Source organism: Stenotrophomonas sp. CASM110 (assembly GCF_049384345.1).
GTDB lineage: Bacteria > Pseudomonadota > Gammaproteobacteria > Xanthomonadales > Xanthomonadaceae > Stenotrophomonas > Stenotrophomonas muris.
The window spans coordinates 1-15,681 of the sequence record NZ_JBMRGI010000017.1 but is presented as its reverse complement, the minus strand read 5'-3'; the positions used below and the strand labels follow the sequence as shown (position 1 = coordinate 15,681).

Annotated in this window: 16 protein-coding genes; 2 read left to right on the top strand and 14 right to left on the bottom strand. The window is 66.6% G+C overall.

The genetic code is table 11. The features are described 5' to 3' along the window. Positions 1 to 125 precede the first annotated feature (125 nt). The 6 genes from VG561_RS14890 to VG561_RS14865 all read right to left on the bottom strand — a co-directional run bounded on the left by VG561_RS14890 (position 126) and on the right by VG561_RS14865 (position 8,084). On the bottom strand, positions 126 to 821 hold the full coding sequence (locus VG561_RS14890) for an OmpA family protein (protein ID WP_014646784.1): 696 nt from the start codon (positions 819 to 821) through the stop codon (positions 126 to 128). A 140-nt stretch (positions 822 to 961) separates the two neighbouring features. Beyond that, positions 962 to 2,377: a cryptochrome/photolyase family protein gene (locus VG561_RS14885; protein WP_423179732.1), complete on the bottom strand. Its 1,416-nt coding sequence runs from the start codon at positions 2,375 to 2,377 to the stop codon at positions 962 to 964. Positions 2,378 to 2,466: 89 nt separating this feature from the next. Continuing rightward, positions 2,467 to 3,081 (bottom strand): inorganic diphosphatase, encoded by a 615-nt coding sequence (locus tag VG561_RS14880; protein WP_134808745.1) that lies wholly within the window; start codon positions 3,079 to 3,081, stop codon positions 2,467 to 2,469. Positions 3,082 to 3,091: 10 nt separating this feature from the next. Continuing rightward, on the bottom strand, positions 3,092 to 4,459 hold the full coding sequence (locus VG561_RS14875) for a metallophosphoesterase (RefSeq protein WP_423179731.1): 1,368 nt from the start codon (positions 4,457 to 4,459) through the stop codon (positions 3,092 to 3,094). Then, on the bottom strand, positions 4,456 to 5,571 hold the full coding sequence (locus tag VG561_RS14870; RefSeq protein WP_423179730.1) for a phytase: 1,116 nt from the start codon (positions 5,569 to 5,571) through the stop codon (positions 4,456 to 4,458). The genes VG561_RS14875 and VG561_RS14870 overlap by 4 nt, the downstream gene beginning before the upstream one ends. Then, positions 5,571 to 8,084: a TonB-dependent receptor gene (locus tag VG561_RS14865; RefSeq protein WP_414615654.1), complete on the bottom strand. Its 2,514-nt coding sequence runs from the start codon at positions 8,082 to 8,084 to the stop codon at positions 5,571 to 5,573. The genes VG561_RS14870 and VG561_RS14865 overlap by 1 nt, the downstream gene beginning before the upstream one ends. Positions 8,085 to 8,302: 218 nt before the next feature. Between VG561_RS14865 and upp the strand changes: the two genes are divergently transcribed. After that, complete coding sequence (gene upp / locus VG561_RS14860; RefSeq protein ID WP_005409099.1) at positions 8,303 to 8,935, top strand: uracil phosphoribosyltransferase; 633 nt, start codon at positions 8,303 to 8,305, stop codon at positions 8,933 to 8,935. A gap of 114 nt (positions 8,936 to 9,049) precedes the next feature. Here upp and VG561_RS14855 read toward each other — a convergent pair whose 3' ends face one another. Together VG561_RS14855 and VG561_RS14850 are read right to left on the bottom strand one after the other, a co-directional pair. Continuing rightward, a complete protein-coding gene (locus VG561_RS14855; protein ID WP_197606404.1) occupies positions 9,050 to 9,529 on the bottom strand; it encodes an SRPBCC domain-containing protein in 480 nt (159 codons plus the stop codon). Further along, entirely contained in the window at positions 9,510 to 9,935 is a 426-nt protein-coding gene (locus VG561_RS14850; RefSeq protein WP_229653747.1) for an ArsR/SmtB family transcription factor, read from the bottom strand. Before VG561_RS14850 ends, VG561_RS14855 begins: the two co-directional genes overlap by 20 nt. 57 nt (positions 9,936 to 9,992) lie before the next feature. Between VG561_RS14850 and VG561_RS14845 the strand changes: the two genes are divergently transcribed. Next, a complete protein-coding gene (locus tag VG561_RS14845) occupies positions 9,993 to 10,286 on the top strand; it encodes a PsiF family protein (protein ID WP_046430010.1) in 294 nt (97 codons plus the stop codon). Between the two features lie 85 nt (positions 10,287 to 10,371). On the opposite strand, the gene VG561_RS14840 is transcribed toward VG561_RS14845, so the two are convergent. The 6 genes from VG561_RS14840 to rsmD all read right to left on the bottom strand — a co-directional run bounded on the left by VG561_RS14840 (position 10,372) and on the right by rsmD (position 15,187). Beyond that, complete coding sequence (locus VG561_RS14840) at positions 10,372 to 11,259, bottom strand: MBL fold metallo-hydrolase (RefSeq protein WP_019338337.1); 888 nt, start codon at positions 11,257 to 11,259, stop codon at positions 10,372 to 10,374. A gap of 120 nt (positions 11,260 to 11,379) precedes the next feature. Continuing rightward, positions 11,380 to 13,110 (bottom strand): gamma-glutamyltransferase, encoded by a 1,731-nt coding sequence (gene ggt, locus VG561_RS14835; RefSeq protein ID WP_423179729.1) that lies wholly within the window; start codon positions 13,108 to 13,110, stop codon positions 11,380 to 11,382. After that, entirely contained in the window at positions 13,107 to 13,388 is a 282-nt protein-coding gene (locus tag VG561_RS14830; RefSeq protein WP_004153175.1) for a YfhL family 4Fe-4S dicluster ferredoxin, read from the bottom strand. The genes ggt and VG561_RS14830 overlap by 4 nt, the downstream gene beginning before the upstream one ends. A gap of 132 nt (positions 13,389 to 13,520) precedes the next feature. Continuing rightward, a complete protein-coding gene (locus VG561_RS14825; protein ID WP_005409092.1) occupies positions 13,521 to 14,012 on the bottom strand; it encodes a hypothetical protein in 492 nt (163 codons plus the stop codon). Positions 14,013 to 14,072: 60 nt separating this feature from the next. Next, positions 14,073 to 14,582, bottom strand: coding sequence for a pantetheine-phosphate adenylyltransferase (coaD, locus tag VG561_RS14820; RefSeq protein WP_262094222.1), 510 nt, complete (start codon positions 14,580 to 14,582; stop codon positions 14,073 to 14,075). A 26-nt stretch (positions 14,583 to 14,608) separates the two neighbouring features. After that, entirely contained in the window at positions 14,609 to 15,187 is a 579-nt protein-coding gene (gene rsmD / locus VG561_RS14815) for a 16S rRNA (guanine(966)-N(2))-methyltransferase RsmD (RefSeq protein ID WP_014646773.1), read from the bottom strand. Between the last annotated feature and the right edge of the window lie 494 nt (positions 15,188 to 15,681).

Here is a 15,681-nt window from a genome sequence, read left to right as displayed (position 1 = left end):
CGTTCGGAGAAGCCGCGAACGGGAATGCTGTCGGCGTGCCGAGCAAGCTCGGCACCCACAAAAATGCCGCCTGCAAGGGCGGCATTTTCGTTCCGGCCAGGCCGGAACAGCAACAACGCTACGCGTTATTGCTTGAGCGGAATCACGCGGATTTCAACGCGACGGTTTTTGGCACGGCCGGCATCGGTGCTGTTGTCGGCAATCGGATACGACTTGCCGGCCCCCAGCGTTTCGATGCGCACGCTCTGCACGCCTTGGCCGATCAGGTACTGCGCCACCGAATCGGCGCGTTCCTTCGACAGGCGGTTGTTGACCGCGTCGCTGCCGATGCTGTCGGTGTGGCCCACCACTTCGATCATGGTCTGGTTGTACTCGCGCAGCGTACCGGCCACACCGTTGAGCGAGCCGTAGAACTGCGGCTTCAGGGTGGCCTTGCCGAAGTCGAAGGTGATGCCGTCCGGCAGGTTCAGCATGATGTTGTCGCCCTGGCGCTGCACATCGATGCCGGTGTTGGCAGTGCGCTCGCGCAGCGCGCGTTCCTGGCGATCCTGGTACTGGCCGACGGCGGCGCCGCTGAGCGCACCGATACCGGCACCGATCAGTGCGTGCTGACGACGCTCGGTGGCGCTGTCGCCGGTCAGCAGGCCGGCAGCCACACCGATGGCGGTACCGATCAGCGCGTTGCGGCCGGTACGGTTCTGCTGTTCGGTCGGGTTGCCGTACTGGTCGCTCTGCACATAGGAGCCGCCGGTGGCGCAGGCCGACAGGACGGCCGCACTCATCAGGGCCAGTGCGACGTTGCGGGTGGTGTTGCGGATCATGTGGTTCTCCTTGTTTTCCGGTCGGGTCGGCGGCTTACGGGCGCAGAGAGAATAAACAGCCCGATGCGATGTCGGGATGATGATCGGTCGCGGCAACAGGGCCGCGTTCAGCTAACTGACTGGAACGCTCAGCCCGCGCTTTACCCAGCCCCCGTCTGCCGGTAGGCGGCCAGCGCAGCATCGCGGCCGGCGGCCAGATCCACCAGCGGCGTACGCGGGTAGCCCGGGGCATGCGCCGCCAGCAGCAGCGGATGCTGCCACGGCGCGAAGCGCGCCTTCACCGGCAGCGCCGCCAGTTCGGGCACCCAGCGGCTGATGTAGCGCGCCTGCGGGTCGAACTTCTCCGCCTGGGTAACCGGGTTGAACACCCGGAAGTACGGGGCCGCGTCGGCGCCGGTGCCTGCCACCCACTGCCAGCCCATCGTGTTGTTGGCCAGGTCGGCATCGACCAGGGTGTCCCAGAACCAGCGCGCGCCCTGCAGCCAGTGCGCACGCAGGTGCTTGCACAGGTAGCTGGCAACAATCATCCGTACCCGGTTGTGCATGTAACCGGTGTGCCACAGCTCGCGCAGGCCCGCATCGACGATCGGCACGCCGGTGTTGCCGCGCTGCCAGTCATGCAGTTGCGCTGCAGTGGGCGTGGCCCAAGGGAAGCGGTCGAAACGCGGATTGAGGTTGTCGGTCGGCGTCTTCGGGGAGTGATGCAACAGGTGGTAGGCGAAATCGCGCCAGCCCAGTTGCCGCAGATAGCCGTCGATGTCGGCGTCAGTGCCGGCACTGCGCAATCTCTCCAGCGCATGCGCGATGCGCCACGGTGCGATCTCGCCGAAATGCAGATGCGGCGACAGCCGCGAGGTGCCGACCCGGTCCGGCAGGTCACGCTGCTCGCGGTAACCGCGCAACGCGCCGTCCTCGAACACGGACAACGCCTCCAGCGCGCCGGCCTCGCCCGGCTGCCAGTGCTCCCAGAAGCCGGAATCCCAGTCCAGCGTGGGCGCCAGCCGCAGCTCGTCCAATGCGAGGCCGTCGACCGAGTGCGCGGTCAGTGCCTTCGGCGCGGCACTCAGCGTCGGCAGGCGCCAATGACTGAGTACGTTGCGCCAGTACGGAGTGAACACCTTGTACGGCTGACCCTGCTGTGTCGCGATGTCCCAGGGCTCGAACAACAGGCTGCCATTGCAGCTCTGTGCGTCGATGCCCTGCTCGCGCAGCGTGCGTTTGATGGTGGCGTCGCGTGCCTGCGTAGCCGGCTCGTACTTGCGGTTCCAGTACACCGCCTCGGCGCCGGTCTGCCCGATCAGCAACTGCAGGGCCGGCAGGCTGTCACCACTACGCAGCACCAGCGACGAACCGCGCGTGCGCAGGTCGGCGTCCAAGGCACCCAGTGAACGGTGGCGCCACGCATCGGAGGCCGCGCCAGGCACCCACTCGCCTTCCTCGTGCGGCGCGTGGAGATAGACCGGCACCACGTCGTGACCCGCATCCAGCGCGGCCTGCAGGGCCGGATTGTCCTGCAGCCGCAGATCACGGCGGAACCATACCAACGCTACCGACACATGCACCGCCTTCGATGTGGAAGGCGGACATGATAGCCAGGGGCGGTGAAGGTGATGCGCGCGTCCGGCCACCCACCCACGGCGGGGTTCTAGCGCTTGAACCGCTGTATGGCCTCGCGGATCACTGACCGTGCCTCGGCGGCGTTGCCCCAGCCATTTAGCTGCACCGGGTTGCGCCCGGCCGGCAGGTCCTTGTAGACGCGGAAGAACGCTTCGATCCGCTGCCGTTCGGCCTCCGGCAGGTCCGCCAGGTCGCGGATGTTGGCGTAGGTCGGGTCGACCTTGTCGGTCGGCACCCCGATGATCTTCTCGTCGTGCTCGCCGCCATCGATCATCTTCAGGTAACCGATCGGCCGGAAACGCACGATCACGCCCGGATGCAGCGGTTCGCGGGTCAACACCAGCGCATCCAGCGGATCGTTGTCGCCGGCCAGGGTGCGCGGCATCGAGCCGTAGTTGGCCGGATAGGCGACCGGCATCGACTGGAAGCGGTCCACGTGCACCAGGCCGTCTTCCTTGATCTCGTACTTGGTGAAGCTGCCGGCCGGGATCTCCACCGCCAGGTTCACTTCCTGCGGGGCCTGCGCCGGCTGGGCGACCAGGAAGGGATGCAGCACGGTATCGGCGGCGGTTACCGCACTGGCCAGCAACAGCAGGGACGCGCCGATGGCAGCCAATGGAATGATGCGGCGGGGTGTGGTCATCGGCGTCTCCTCATTCCCAGCAGCGGTCGGCGCGACCCTTGGCGGTCTGCGCACGCGGGCAGTCGCGTGGCGTGATGCGGCCTTCGGTCAACTCCGTGCGCTGCTTTCCACCCTTGGCATCACGACGCAGTTCGAAGGCATCGTAAAGACGGCCGGTCACGGTGCGTGCTTCATAGCGCAGGTGCTGCGGGTCGATGTTCAGCACCTGGAACAGCTGGGTGTCCTCGGCCACCGGGTCCATCGTCCTGCGCGCTTCGTCGGAAAGGCGGTACTGCTTCGGTCCGGCCACGGTCACCACATACTGCGGTGTCGCGGCTTGCCCTTCGCCACGGCGGCCATAGGTGTGGTCATGGCCCTGCAGCACCAGATCGACGTTGTGGCGGCGTACCACCGGCAGCAGCACGTCACGCAACGCGGCGTTCTCGCGCCCTTCGCGCGGCGAGTAGAACGGCTGGTGCAGCAGCACGATGGTCCACGCCTGCCGATTGCCGGTCAGCACCTTGTCCAGCCACTGTGCCTGTGCCTTGGCGGTGCCGAGGTCGAGTGCCGATGTGCCATCGACCACGGCCACGCGCACGCCCTGCGCATCGAACCAGTAGCTGGTCTGCTGCGCGGCGGTGGCACCATTGCCCGGCAGCGCGAACGTCACCGGCCAGTGGCGGCCCAGCACGCGGCGCTCCTGCGGGGTGTCCTCGAATTCCTCGAAGTACTCGTGGTTGCCGATGGCCGGCACCACCAGCGTTTCCTGCGCCAGCCAACTGGTCGCAGCGAACCACTCACCCCACTCGCTGTCATCCATGTTGTCGCCACCGCTGACCAGGTCGCCGGCAAACAGACTCATGCGCGCCTGCGGCGCGGCCTTCTGCGCGGCGCGCACCACGCGGCTGACATGGCTGACGTTCTTGTTCTGGGTATCGCCGAAGTACAGCAGGGTCAGCGGCTGATCGGCGCTGGCCAGCGTGCGCAGCTGGTTCCAGGCGCTCCAGCTGCCATTGCCCTGCACACGGTAGACGTACTGGGTATCCGGCTGCAGGCCATCGATATCTGCCCGATGGTGGTGCGACAGACCGTTCTCGGTCTGCAGCGCGCGGGTCGTCGCACGCACCTGGCGGATGCCTTCAATGGCCGGCGAATCTGCGGCCAGCGCGATTTCCAGCAGCGGCGCCTGCACGCTGTCGTCGGTACGCCAGGCCACGGCGAACCCATGGCTGGAATCAACCGCCGGCGAGGCGACGATGCGGTCCGGCACCGTCGTCGCCGCGTAGTGGCGGCTACCTGCCGGCACCTGGGTATTCGGTTCGGCCGCCGCGAACGACAGCGACGGCAGCGCCAGCAGCAGGCCCAGCGCCAGCGCGCGCATTATGCACTGCCCGCTCATGCGCCACACTCCAGCGGCAACGCCAGCTGCTTGGCGATGCTCTCCCAATCGAAGGCCACCACGCCCTGGTCGTCATGTACTGCATACAGCGCACCGTGTGGGAAGCGCGCGCTGGGCTGCTGCATCATCCAGATGCCATCGGTGTTGGCCACGGTATTGCCCTGGAACGCGCCGACCGGCTTCAGCGTGTGCCGGTCGAACAGGTGGAACACGCTGCGCTGCTTGCCCTGTTCGGTGGTGATCCACCAGCCGTCCTTGCCGCAGGTGCGCAGGGTCACGCCTTCGGCCTGGGCCTTGAACACGTCGCGGCCAAAGGTGGTGCCAGTGAAGCGGCCCGCCAGGGTGTAGACCTTGAACTCGCTGGCGTAGCGCTCGTCCTCTTCGGCAATCAGCAGCCGGTCGTTCTCGGGGTCGCCCCAGATCGACTCGACCACGCGCAGTGCACCGGCCTCGGTGGTATCGCCGATGCTGGCCACCAGCTTCGCCTCGACCTTCGCGCCGTCGCGGGTCACATGGTACTGGCGCACGCGCTTGTCCAGCTCGGCCAGCGGCGGCAGGATGTCACGCCCCTGCGCATCCTCGCCGTTGTCCCAGGAATCGGTGACGTAGACGCTGTAGCCATCGGCACGGCGGTCGACCCACAGACCGTACGGCTTGCGCAGGTCGTCCGAAGCGAAGGTCGCCAGCGGCGCGAAGTCCGGCAGGCTCAGCACCTGCACGCGGTGATTGTCGCGCTCGACGATCCACAGCAGGTCGTCGGTCACCGCGATGCCGTTTGGGCGGTCGAACTGCCCCGGTGCGGTGCCGCTGCTGCCGACGTCACGCAGGTGCTGGCCGGTGCTGCCGTCGTAGACCACCAGCTTGTCGGTGGCCTTGGCGGTGGCGATCAGCCACAGCGCGCCGTCCGGCGCGCGCCAGGCCGCCGGCGAGTCGATGTTGTCGGCCGGGGTCATCGGTGACAGGAATGCTTCGGCGATGGTGCTCACCACGCGCTCGCCATTGGCGGCCGGCGCGGCCGCTCCCGCAACCGGATCGTTGCCGGTGGCCGGCGTGCAGCCGGCGACCAGCGTAGCCGCCAGCGCGGCGGCCAGGACAGTGACGCCACGCCCCATCACAGCGCCACCTTCAGGCCCAGCGCATAGGTGCGGCCGTACTCTTCCATCTGCAGGGTGCGCGAGCGGGTGCCCTGGTACAGCTCCAGCGGCTTGTCCAGCAGGTTCTGCGCTTCGAAGTACATGCTCACGCGCGGGGTGAACTTGTAGTCCAGCGAGAAATCGAGCTGGGTGTTGGGTGCCACGTAGATGTCGAATGCACGCCCCTTGCCGATGCTGTCCAAATACTCGCTGCGGTACACGGCCGCCAGACGCGTGCTTACACCGTACTTTTCATAGCCGATGTGTGCGCTGTAGACATGCTTGGAAGCGCGCGGCAGGGTGAAGTCCTCGCCCTCACGTCCCTTGATGCCGGCATCGAACGTGGTGTCCAGCCAGGTGCCACTGGCACCGATCAGCAGGCCATCCAGGCCCTCCGGCAGGAAGGCCAGCTGCTGCTGCCAGTTGAACTCCGCGCCACGCACGGTGGCCTTGCGACCATTGATCGGCTGGGTCACGTCGAATCCGCCGTAGGCCGGATCATTGGTCCGCACGGTCTCCACGATGTAGCCATCGATCGACTTGTGGAACAGGCCCAGCGAAACGATGCCGCTGCTGCCGATGTACTTCTCCACCGACAGGTCGATGTTCTTCGACTCGTACGGATCCAGTTCCGGGTTGCCCAGGCGCACTTCCTCGTCACCGCGGCTGTAACCCACGCGCGGCGAGACGTCGCCGAAGGACGGGCGCGATACGGTCTTGTTGGCCGAGGCGCGCAGCACCCAGTCATCGGCCGCGTCATAGCGCAGATGCAGGCCCGGCAGCACGTTGGTGTAGCTGCTGTTGGCCACGCGCGGGGTGACGGTGAAGCTGCGGCCGTTGGCGGCCACGTCCACCTGGTTGCCGACCGCCTTGAAGCGGGTGTTCTCCACGCGCACGCCGCCGATGATGCGCAGCGCGCCCACATCCCAGGTACCCATGGCATAGCTGGCGAAGATGTCCTCGCTGGCCACGTAATCCTCTTCCAGCGACGTCATCGCATTGCCGCCGACATCCTGCGGGCGGGCGCTGTACTGGCCACCATTGGCGGCCCAGAACGCGCGCATCGCAGCCGAGTCCATGCCATCCCCCATGTTGCCGTGGCGATGCTCCGGCGAAGAGGTGGTCCAGCTCGACAGCACCACCTTCGGGCCGACGCGCAGTTCGCGCTCATCGACATTCACGTCGCGGTCGCGCCAGCGGCCGAGCAGGCCGAACTTGATGCTGCTGCTGTCGCCGTCGAAGCGCACGTTGACCTGCGCGCTGTGTTCCTTGTCGTTCACCTGCTTGGGCGAAAGCACGACGCGGTCGAACGCGTAGTTGCCGTTGTCCAGCCACTGCGGATTGTCGAAGCTGTAGCTGGGCAGGCGGCTGCTCTGGTCCAGGGTGCCATTGAAGGCCTTGCCGTTGAGCTTGAAGCGCGCCTCCATCTCGTCGTTCACGCGCTCTTCGGTACGGGTGTAGCCGATCCGGTAATCGACCACGGCGTTGGTCAGCTTGTTCTCGCCACCAAGACTGGCCGCAAAGGTGTTCTCCTTCTTGGTGCGGTAGCGCATGCGCTTGTCGATCGAGTCCTTCGGCATGCCATCGAGCCGGTACTGGTCGGTGCCGGTCTTGACCATCTTCGCGTCGTCGAAGTTGAAGATCACGCGCTGGCGGGTCTCCGCATCGTCGAACTGGCTGTACAGCGTGCGCAGGTAGTACGTGCTGTCTTCGTTGGGGCGCCAGTCGAGGTTGAGGTTGGCACCGATGCGCTTGCGCTCGATCTCGTACTTGCGGTGCTGCAGGTTGATCGCGGTCACGTCACCGGGGGCGGCATCGTCCTCGCCGTCATATTCCACTTCGGTGTTGTCCGACTCGAACTTCCGCTTCTGGTAATTCACGCCCAGCGCCACGCCGAACGTGTCGTTGAACACTTCGCTGTAGTTGAAGGCGGCCTTGGGGCTGGTCTCGCCGGACAGCTGCTGGTGGCTGCCCTCGATCTTGCCGCGCAGGCTGCGGCCGTCGCGGTCGAAGGCCGACGCCGATTCCACCAGCACGGCGCCGCCGATGGCATCACCGGGCATGTCCGGGGTCGGCGACTTGACCACGCGCAGGCGCTCGGTGGAGTCCGATGGGATCACGTCCAGCGGCGCGGCGCGGCTGGAATCTTCCGGCGTACCGATGGCGATGCCATCCACGCTGACGCTGTTGAGATTGGCATCCAGGCCGCGAATGACCACGAAGCGGCCTTCGCCCTGGTCGCGGGTCACGCTGACGCCCGGCAGGCGCTGCAGTGATTCGGCCACGTTCTTGTCCGGATACTGGCCCAGGGCATCGGAGGACACCGCGTCCTCGATGGCGTCGCTGCTGCGCTTGAGGTCGACCGCGCGGATCTGCGATTCGAGCTGGGCGCGCACTTCGATACGGTCCAGGTCTACCGCGTCGGCCGCCACGGCGCCGGTAGCGGCTACCGCCTGTTGCCCGGCAGCCTGCAGCGGTGCCGCGGCCCCCATCGCCAGGGTCAGGGTGATGGCAACGGCCAACGGAGTCTTGATATGCACTGGGAATCCCCATTCCTGTTAAGAATGGGTCTGCACGGTATGTCCGCAAGGTTGCATGGCCGTGACATGCGCCTGCACATTTCATGTAGATCAGATCCAGGCCCGGTTTGGGGTTCGACACGCCAATCCGGCAAAATGGCCTCCTCTCTCCTTATTCCCCCTTCCCGACCATGAAGATCGTCGAAGTGCGCCACCCGCTGGTGCAGCACAAGATCGGCCTGATGCGCAACGCTGCGCTCAGCACCAAGGATTTCCGCGAACTGGCCAACGAGCTGGGTACGCTGCTGGCCTACGAGGCCACCGCCGACCTGGACACCGAGCCGCACACCCTGCCCGGCTGGGCCGGCCCGGTGACGGTGCAGCGTATTGCCGGCGCCAAGATCACCGTGGTGCCGATCCTGCGTGCCGGCCTGGGCATGCTCAGCGGCGTGCTGTCGCTGATCCCGGCGGCCCGTGTCAGCGTGGTCGGCCTGCAGCGCGACGAGGAAACCCTGCAGCCGGTGCCCTACTTCGAGCGCCTGACCGGCCGCCTGGAAGAGCGCGACGCGCTGATCCTGGACCCGATGCTGGCCACCGGCGGCACCCTGATCGCCACCATCGACATGCTCAAGCGTGCCGGTGCCCGCCGCATCAAGGGCATCTTCCTGGTGGCCGCGCCGGAAGGCATCGAAGCGGTCAAGGCCGTGCACCCGGACGTGGAGATCTACACCGCAGCCATCGATGCCCAGCTCAACGACAAGGGCTACATCCTGCCGGGCCTGGGCGACGCCGGCGACCGCATCTTCGGTACCCGCGTCGGTTGATCCGGTGAACCGGGGTCAGAGCCCTTTCACAGCGAAAGGGATCCGACCCCAACATCGCGGGGGTCGGACCCCTTTCGCAGAAAGGGCCCTGACCCCACCACCCCGCATTCCGGCCTACAGCCCGGCGGCGAAGGCTTCCAGCTGGTCGATGGCGGTGGTCCAGCCGTTGAAGAAGCCCAGCTGCTCATGCTGGTCACGCAGGGCCTTGTCCGGGTGCATCACCCGCGCGGTGTAGCGGCAGCCCTGCCCCTCGTCCTCCATCGTGATCACGGCGGTAAAGCCCAGCCAGGGTGACTGCGGTCGCCAGCCCGCACCCAGCATCGAGGTGAACACCAGGCGCTGCTGCGGCACGATCTCCAGGAAACTGCCCGGATTGTCACTGCTGCCGCCATCGGGGCCCTGCATGAAGGTGTGGAAGGCCCCGCCGGGGCGCAGGTCGAATGCCCGCACCTCGGTGGTCCACGGCTTCGGGCACCACCACTGGCGCAGCAGTTCCGGGTCGGTCCACGCCCGCCACAAGGCGGCGCGCGGTGCGTTCAGCACACGGCAGATCACCAGATCGGTGTCGGGGTTGTTACCTGCGTCTACGGCCATGGGCCTGCTCCTGTCGGTGAAGGGTTTCGACGAAATCGACCATGCGGTCGGAACGCGCTTCCCAAGCCGCACGCTGTTCTGCGAGCCATTGTTCGGCCTGGCCCAGCCGCGCCGGCACCAGTTCGCAGGTGCGTGTGCGCCCCTGCTTGTGGCTGCGCACCACGCCGCTGCGCTCCAGCACGGCCAGGTGTTTCATCAGCGAGGGCAAGGCCATCTCGAAGGGTTCGGCCAGCATCGACACCGTGCGCGGTCCCTGCCCAAGCGCCGCTACGATCGCGCAACGGGTCGGGTCGGCCAGTGCCTGGAAGACGTCTTCAATGGCAGGATAATACTTACCCATATAGCTAAGTAATACGCCGGTCTGAACGTTGCCGCAAGCAGGCGCGGCACTGGCGTGATTCTTCACGTGGCCTTGCCGGCCTGAAGCGAATGCTCCGCGCACCCGCCACCCTTGGAGCTCCCGATGAAAGCCTCTTTCCTGCTGGCCGCCGTCCTGCTGGTCGGCCTGCCCCTGGCTGCCAACGCCACAACCCCGCAGCAGCAGCGCATGGCCGAATGCTCGGCCAAGAACAAGGGCTTGAAGGGTGATGCCTACAAGACCGCGCAGAGCTCCTGCCTCAGCGGCCACGCTGCCGAGACCAAGGCGGTCAATCCGCAGCAGGAACGGATGCGCAAGTGCAACGCTGACGCGGGCGCGAAGAAGCTGGCCGGTGATGCGCGCAAGACCTTCATGAGCAGCTGCCTGAAGTCGTCATAATCGTCGCGTCCGGATCGAACGCCATCCACGCATGGCGTGGATCTACCACCGTCAGTGAAAGGCCGGGCATTGCCCGGCCTTTTCATTACCCCAGGGCGCGCGCCTTCAGCTCGCCCTGTTCGTGCAGGGTCACGAAACGTCCCTTGTCATCACGGCCCAGCTGCGCCAGCGCCACCTGCGGGTCGTGGGTGAAGAACAGCCGCACGTTGCGCGCCAGCTTGTCTTCAAGGAACTGCCGCTTCTCGTCGATCAGCAGCTCGGCGTTGCGGTCGTAGCCCATGGTGATCGGCACGTGTACCCATGAGCGCCCCGGGATCAGGTCGGCACAGAACACCACGCCACCATGCGCACTTTCGCCGGCATGCGCGTGACCGACGATCTCGGCCAGCATCAGTCCCGGCGTATGCCCGTCGCTGTAGCTGAAGCGCACGCTGCGGCCAAGTGCCTTCGAGTACTCCCCGTCCACCACTTCCAGCCGGCCACTGGCCTGCAGCAGGCCCGGCAGTTCCGGAATGAAGCTGGCACGGTCGCGCGGATGCGGCTGCACAGCGCGCTGCCAATGCTGCGCACCGACCACATAAGTCGCATTGGGGAACAGCAGTTCCGGCTCTCGCCCTTCGCTCCATGCCGCCAGCAGGCCACCGGCATGATCGAAGTGCAGGTGGCTGAGCACCACCACGTCGATATCCTCGTGCTCGAAGCCGGCTTCGCGCAACGAATCGATCAGTACGTGCTGGCTTTCCTGCACGCCGTAGCGCTCGCGCATGCGCGGATCGAAGAACGCCCCGATACCCGTTTCAAACAGCACGGTCTTGCCTTCCAGCGGACTGGCAAGCAGTGCGCGGCAGGCCAGCTCGATGCGATTGAGCTCGTCCGGCGCCGCCCATTTTTCCCACAACGCACGCGGTGCGTTGCCGAACATCGCGCCGCCATCGAGGCGCTGCGAGTTTCCACGAATAGACCAGAGTTTCATGCGTCGATTATCGGCGCCGGCCCGTTAAATAATCGCTAGAAAGGAAACAGAAAACCCCGCCGGCAAAGGCGGGGTTTCGGTAATCTGCCGGATTGCCGGCCAGCAGCCGGCGCTACCGGATCAGCGTGCCGGCACGACCTGGGCGCTGCCCACCGGGTTGCGGGGGTCGCTGCCGCCGAACAGCTTGTTCGCCTTGCGGTCCCATTCCACGGTCTGCAGGTTGCCCCACACGTGACTGGAACCGCGGCCGCCTGCGGCGACGTCACCCGGCAGGTCGATCTTGTGGCCCATCGCCTGCAACTGCTTCACCGTCGCCGCGTCGAACGCATCGTCCTCGGCTTCGACCAGGTCCGGCAGCCACTGGTGGTGGTAGCGCGGCAGCGCGGCAACCTGCTGTGCATCCAGGCCGTCGTCGTAGCCGAGGATGCCCAGCAGCACCATGGTGATGATGCGGCTGCCACCCGGGGTGCCCAGCACCACGACCTTGTCGGCGTTCTCCATGAAGGTCGGCGTCATCGAGCTGAGCATGCGCTTGCCGGCCTTCGGCGCATTGGCCTCATAGCCCATCACGCCGAACGCATTGGGCGTGCCCGGCTTCAGCGCGAAGTCGTCCATCTCGTTGTTCAGCAGCACGCCGGTGCCCTTGGGAATCAGCCCCGAGCCATACAGCAGGTTGACGGTCTGGGTGGCGCCGACGCGGTTGCCGTCGCGGTCGATGATCGAGAAGTGCGTGGTCTCGTCATCTTCCAGCGGCGTCGGGTTGCCCGACAGCAGGTCGCTGGGCGTGGCCTTCTCCGGATGGATGGTCGCCCGCAGGCCCTGTGCGTAGTCCTTGCTGGTCAGCACTTTCTGCGGGATCTGCACGAAGTCCGGATCGCCGAGGAAGAAGGTGCGGTCGCGGTAGGCGCGGCGCATCGACTCCACCACCAGGTGGGTGCGGTGGGCCGGGTCCATCTTCCTGATGTCCCAGCCTTCCAGGATCTGCAGCATGCTGGCCAGCGCGATGCCACCGGACGACGGCGGCGGCGCGGTGGTGATCTTCCAGCCGTTGTAGTTGAACACGATCGGCTCGCGCTGCTTGACGCGGTAACCGGCCAGTTCTTCAGCGGTCCACTTGCCGCCAGCCTGCTTCACGCCCGCCAGCAACAGCTTTCCGGTCTGGCCCTTGTAGAAGCCATCAAAGCCACCCGCGGCCAGGCGCTCCAGCGTCTGCGCCAGTTCCGGCTGCTTGAACAGGTCACCGCTGGCGATCGGCTTGCCATTGCGCAGGTAGACCTCGCGCGTGCCGGGATAGCGCTCCATCACTTCACGCCGCGACGCGTAGCCCTTGGCCATGCGGTCGTACACCGGGAAACCTTCGCGCGCGATGCGGATCGCCGGCTGCAGCGAGGCCGACAACGGCAGCTTGCCATGCTTGGCCGACAGCTCGACCAGCGCTGCGGGCAGGCCGGGAATACCCGCCGACCAGGCACCGTTGACCGAACGATCACGGTCCAGGTTGCCCTGCTTGTCGAGGAAGGCCTGCGGGGTCGCCGCAGCCGGGGCGGTCTCGCGCGCATCCAGCATCACATCCTTGCCGGTGGCCGCGTCGTGCAGCAGGAAGAAGCCGCCGCCGCCCAACCCGGAACTGATCGGCTCGACCACCGCCAGCGTGGACGACACCGCCACTGCAGCGTCGAAGGCGTTGCCGCCCTGCGCCAGGATGTCGATGCCGGCCTGGGTGGCCAGTGCGTGGCCGCTGGCAATGGCCGCGCCATCAGGGCGATCGGCACGGGCCGGGCTGTCAGCCCAGGCCATGGGGCTCAGCAGCAGGCCGAGCAGCAACAGGGGGCGGACGATCAGCGTCTTCATTCGGATGGGGGCTCCGCGTAGAGTTCGGGGTGATCGTGCTGCAGCTGGCGCAGCTTGGCCAGCAGCTGGTCTTCCGTTTCCACGATCTCCGGGTCCGGGTCGATGCACTCGACCGGGCAGACGACCACGCACTGTGGCTCGTCGAAATGACCCACGCATTCGGTGCAGCGCGCAGGGTCGATCACGTAGATGGTTTCACCCATCGCAATGGCCTGGTTGGGGCAGGCCGGCTCGCATACGTCGCAGTTGACGCAGAGCTCGTTGATTTTCAGCGACACGGCGATACTCCTCGCCCGCGCCCTGGGACAAAGGACCGGCCAGCGCGGGCGCGCGGGCCGGTCAGGTCATCAGCGGCGCCCTTGCAGGATGCCGCCCGGGCCATGCCGGAGCATGGCCGCCATGGCTCGGTATTACTTGGCTTCGACGAAAATGTACTCGGCACCGGTCGGCTGGATCGCAGCCTGCACGCGGGCGTTGTCGGCCGACTGGCCGATGAAGACGACGCGCACGCCCTTCATCGAATCCGGCGACACGTCCTTGAACACGGCCTGGATCATGTCAGCCATCTTGCCCGAGGCCGACGAACCGAAGGCCAGCATGTTGCCCGGCTGCACGCCACGGGCCACGGCCTGGGTCGCGCTCTCGGTCTGGCGCTCGTACTTGGCCTGGAAGTCCGGGTCCGATTCCGGCGAGAGGTAGTACAGGAACGGGCTGTTGGTGATGTTGCCCATGTTCTGGATCGCCACTTCCTGCAGGTACTTCTTCCAGCCTGCATCGTCGTCCTTGGCCGGGGCGACCAGGGCCTGCTTGGCCTCGTCGACCGGAGCGGCCTCTTCCTTCTTGCAGGCGGTGAAGGCCAGGGCCAACGAAGCGATCAGCATCGCGCGCATGGTGGTGTTCATGGGTTTCCTCCCGGAATGGTGCGTGGTGGTGTACGTAATGGGGTGCGGGTACAGCGGGGCTTACGACTGTGCCGACTTCGCTTCGCGGACCTTGCGCAGGGCTTCGAGCACCGCGGCCGGCACGAAACCGGACACGTCGCCGCCCAGGCGCGCGATCTCGCGGACCAGCGAGGACGAAATGAAGCTGTGCTGCTCGGCCGGGGTCAGGAACAGGGTCTCGACCTCGGGGATCAGGTGGCGGTTCATGCTGGCCATCTGGAATTCGTACTCGAAGTCGGACACCGCGCGCAGGCCGCGCAGCAGCACCCCGCCCTGCACCGAACGTACGAAATGGGCCAGCAGGGTATCGAAGCCGATGACCTCGACGTTGCCGTGGTGGGCCAGCGCGTCACGCGCCAGCTGCACGCGCTGCTCCAGCGGCAGCGCCGGGCCCTTGGACGGGCTCTGCGCCACGCCGACCACGACCTTTTCGAACAGCGGCGCGGCCCGGCTCACAAGGTCGATATGACCGTTGGTGATGGGGTCGAACGTGCCGGGATAGACGGCAATGCGGCGGTTGGCCACGGTCATGGGCGGATGCAGATGTTCAGATGAGGTCAAAGTGTAGCAGTGGCACGGCGGTACAGGGCAAAGCGCACCTCGCGGGTGCCACCCTCGCGGTGCAGCAGCCAGTCCGGCGGCAGCACCGGCACGTGGCCGGCCGGCGATTCCAGGTACAGCCAGGCGTCGGCGGCCAGGTGCCGCGGCAGCTGGGCCAGCACGTCCTGCCACAGGCCATCGGCAAACGGCGGGTCGATGAAGACCAGGTCGGCCTGCTGCGCCTGCGCCCCTTGCAGCCAGCGCAGGGCATCGGCCTGCACGACGGTGATCTGGTCGCTGGCCTGCAGCCTGGCGACGGCGGCGGTCAGGTTGCGTCCCAGCTGCGCATCGCGCTCGACCAGGGTGGCGTGGGCAGCGCCACGCGAGACCGCCTCCAGGCCCAGCGCGCCACTGCCGGCGAACAGGTCCAGCACGCGGGCGCCGCCGAGCTTGGGCATCAGCCAGTTGAACAGGGTCTCGCGCACGCGGTCGCTGCTGGGGCGAAGGCCCGGCAGGGTCGGCACCGGCAGCCGGGTATTGCGCCAGCGCCCGCCGATGATGCGGACCTGGCCGTCATTGCCACCGCGGCCGCTCATCGGCGCCCCCGGCGGGAGGAATTCGAGAAATTCAGCATGAGCGGGATTGTAGTTCGGCCGGGCGGCGCCCGGCACCCGCAGAAGCCGAAGCAACAGCAACAGCGGGCATCCCCGTGGGATGGCGGGGTGGGTCCGGTTGAGGGGGACGCTGCAAGTACGTCCATGTAAGCTCGGTCGCCGCATCCATGCGGCTCACGCCCCCTCAACCGGACCCACCCCGCCTTCGACAGTTTCCTGCGATCTGTCGGAACGGCTCTTGGGGTCAGATCCGTTTTCCTGCAGAAAACGGATCTGACCCCATTGGATGCACCCCGCCTTCGACAGTTCCCTGCGATCTGTCGGAACGGCTCTTGGGGTCAGATCCGTTTTCCTGCGGAAAACGGATCTGACCCCAGATTTATTTCGATGTCTGACAGATGTGTCGACCAAGGTCGACACCCACCAACAGCCGAGTGAACCTGTCAGAGGCGGGGCGGTGTGGGGTGGCAGGACCG

Coding starts and splice junctions, on each gene's coding strand:
- VG561_RS14890 (WP_014646784.1), bottom strand. CDS start 821: ATGATCCGCAACACCACCCGCAACGTCGCACTGGCCCTGATGAGTGCG.
- VG561_RS14880 (WP_134808745.1), bottom strand. CDS start 3,081: ATGACCACACCCCGCCGCATCATTCCATTGGCTGCCATCGGCGCGTCC.
- VG561_RS14875 (WP_423179731.1), bottom strand. CDS start 4,459: ATGAGCGGGCAGTGCATAATGCGCGCGCTGGCGCTGGGCCTGCTGCTG.
- VG561_RS14870 (WP_423179730.1), bottom strand. CDS start 5,571: ATGGGGCGTGGCGTCACTGTCCTGGCCGCCGCGCTGGCGGCTACGCTG.
- VG561_RS14865 (WP_414615654.1), bottom strand. CDS start 8,084: ATGGGGGCCGCGGCACCGCTGCAGGCTGCCGGGCAACAGGCGGTAGCC.
- upp (WP_005409099.1), top strand. CDS start 8,303: ATGAAGATCGTCGAAGTGCGCCACCCGCTGGTGCAGCACAAGATCGGC.
- VG561_RS14855 (WP_197606404.1), bottom strand. CDS start 9,529: ATGGCCGTAGACGCAGGTAACAACCCCGACACCGATCTGGTGATCTGC.
- VG561_RS14845 (WP_046430010.1), top strand. CDS start 9,993: ATGAAAGCCTCTTTCCTGCTGGCCGCCGTCCTGCTGGTCGGCCTGCCC.
- VG561_RS14840 (WP_019338337.1), bottom strand. CDS start 11,259: ATGAAACTCTGGTCTATTCGTGGAAACTCGCAGCGCCTCGATGGCGGC.
- ggt (WP_423179729.1), bottom strand. CDS start 13,110: ATGAAGACGCTGATCGTCCGCCCCCTGTTGCTGCTCGGCCTGCTGCTG.
- VG561_RS14825 (WP_005409092.1), bottom strand. CDS start 14,012: ATGAACACCACCATGCGCGCGATGCTGATCGCTTCGTTGGCCCTGGCC.
- coaD (WP_262094222.1), bottom strand. CDS start 14,582: ATGACCGTGGCCAACCGCCGCATTGCCGTCTATCCCGGCACGTTCGAC.
- rsmD (WP_014646773.1), bottom strand. CDS start 15,187: ATGAGCGGCCGCGGTGGCAATGACGGCCAGGTCCGCATCATCGGCGGG.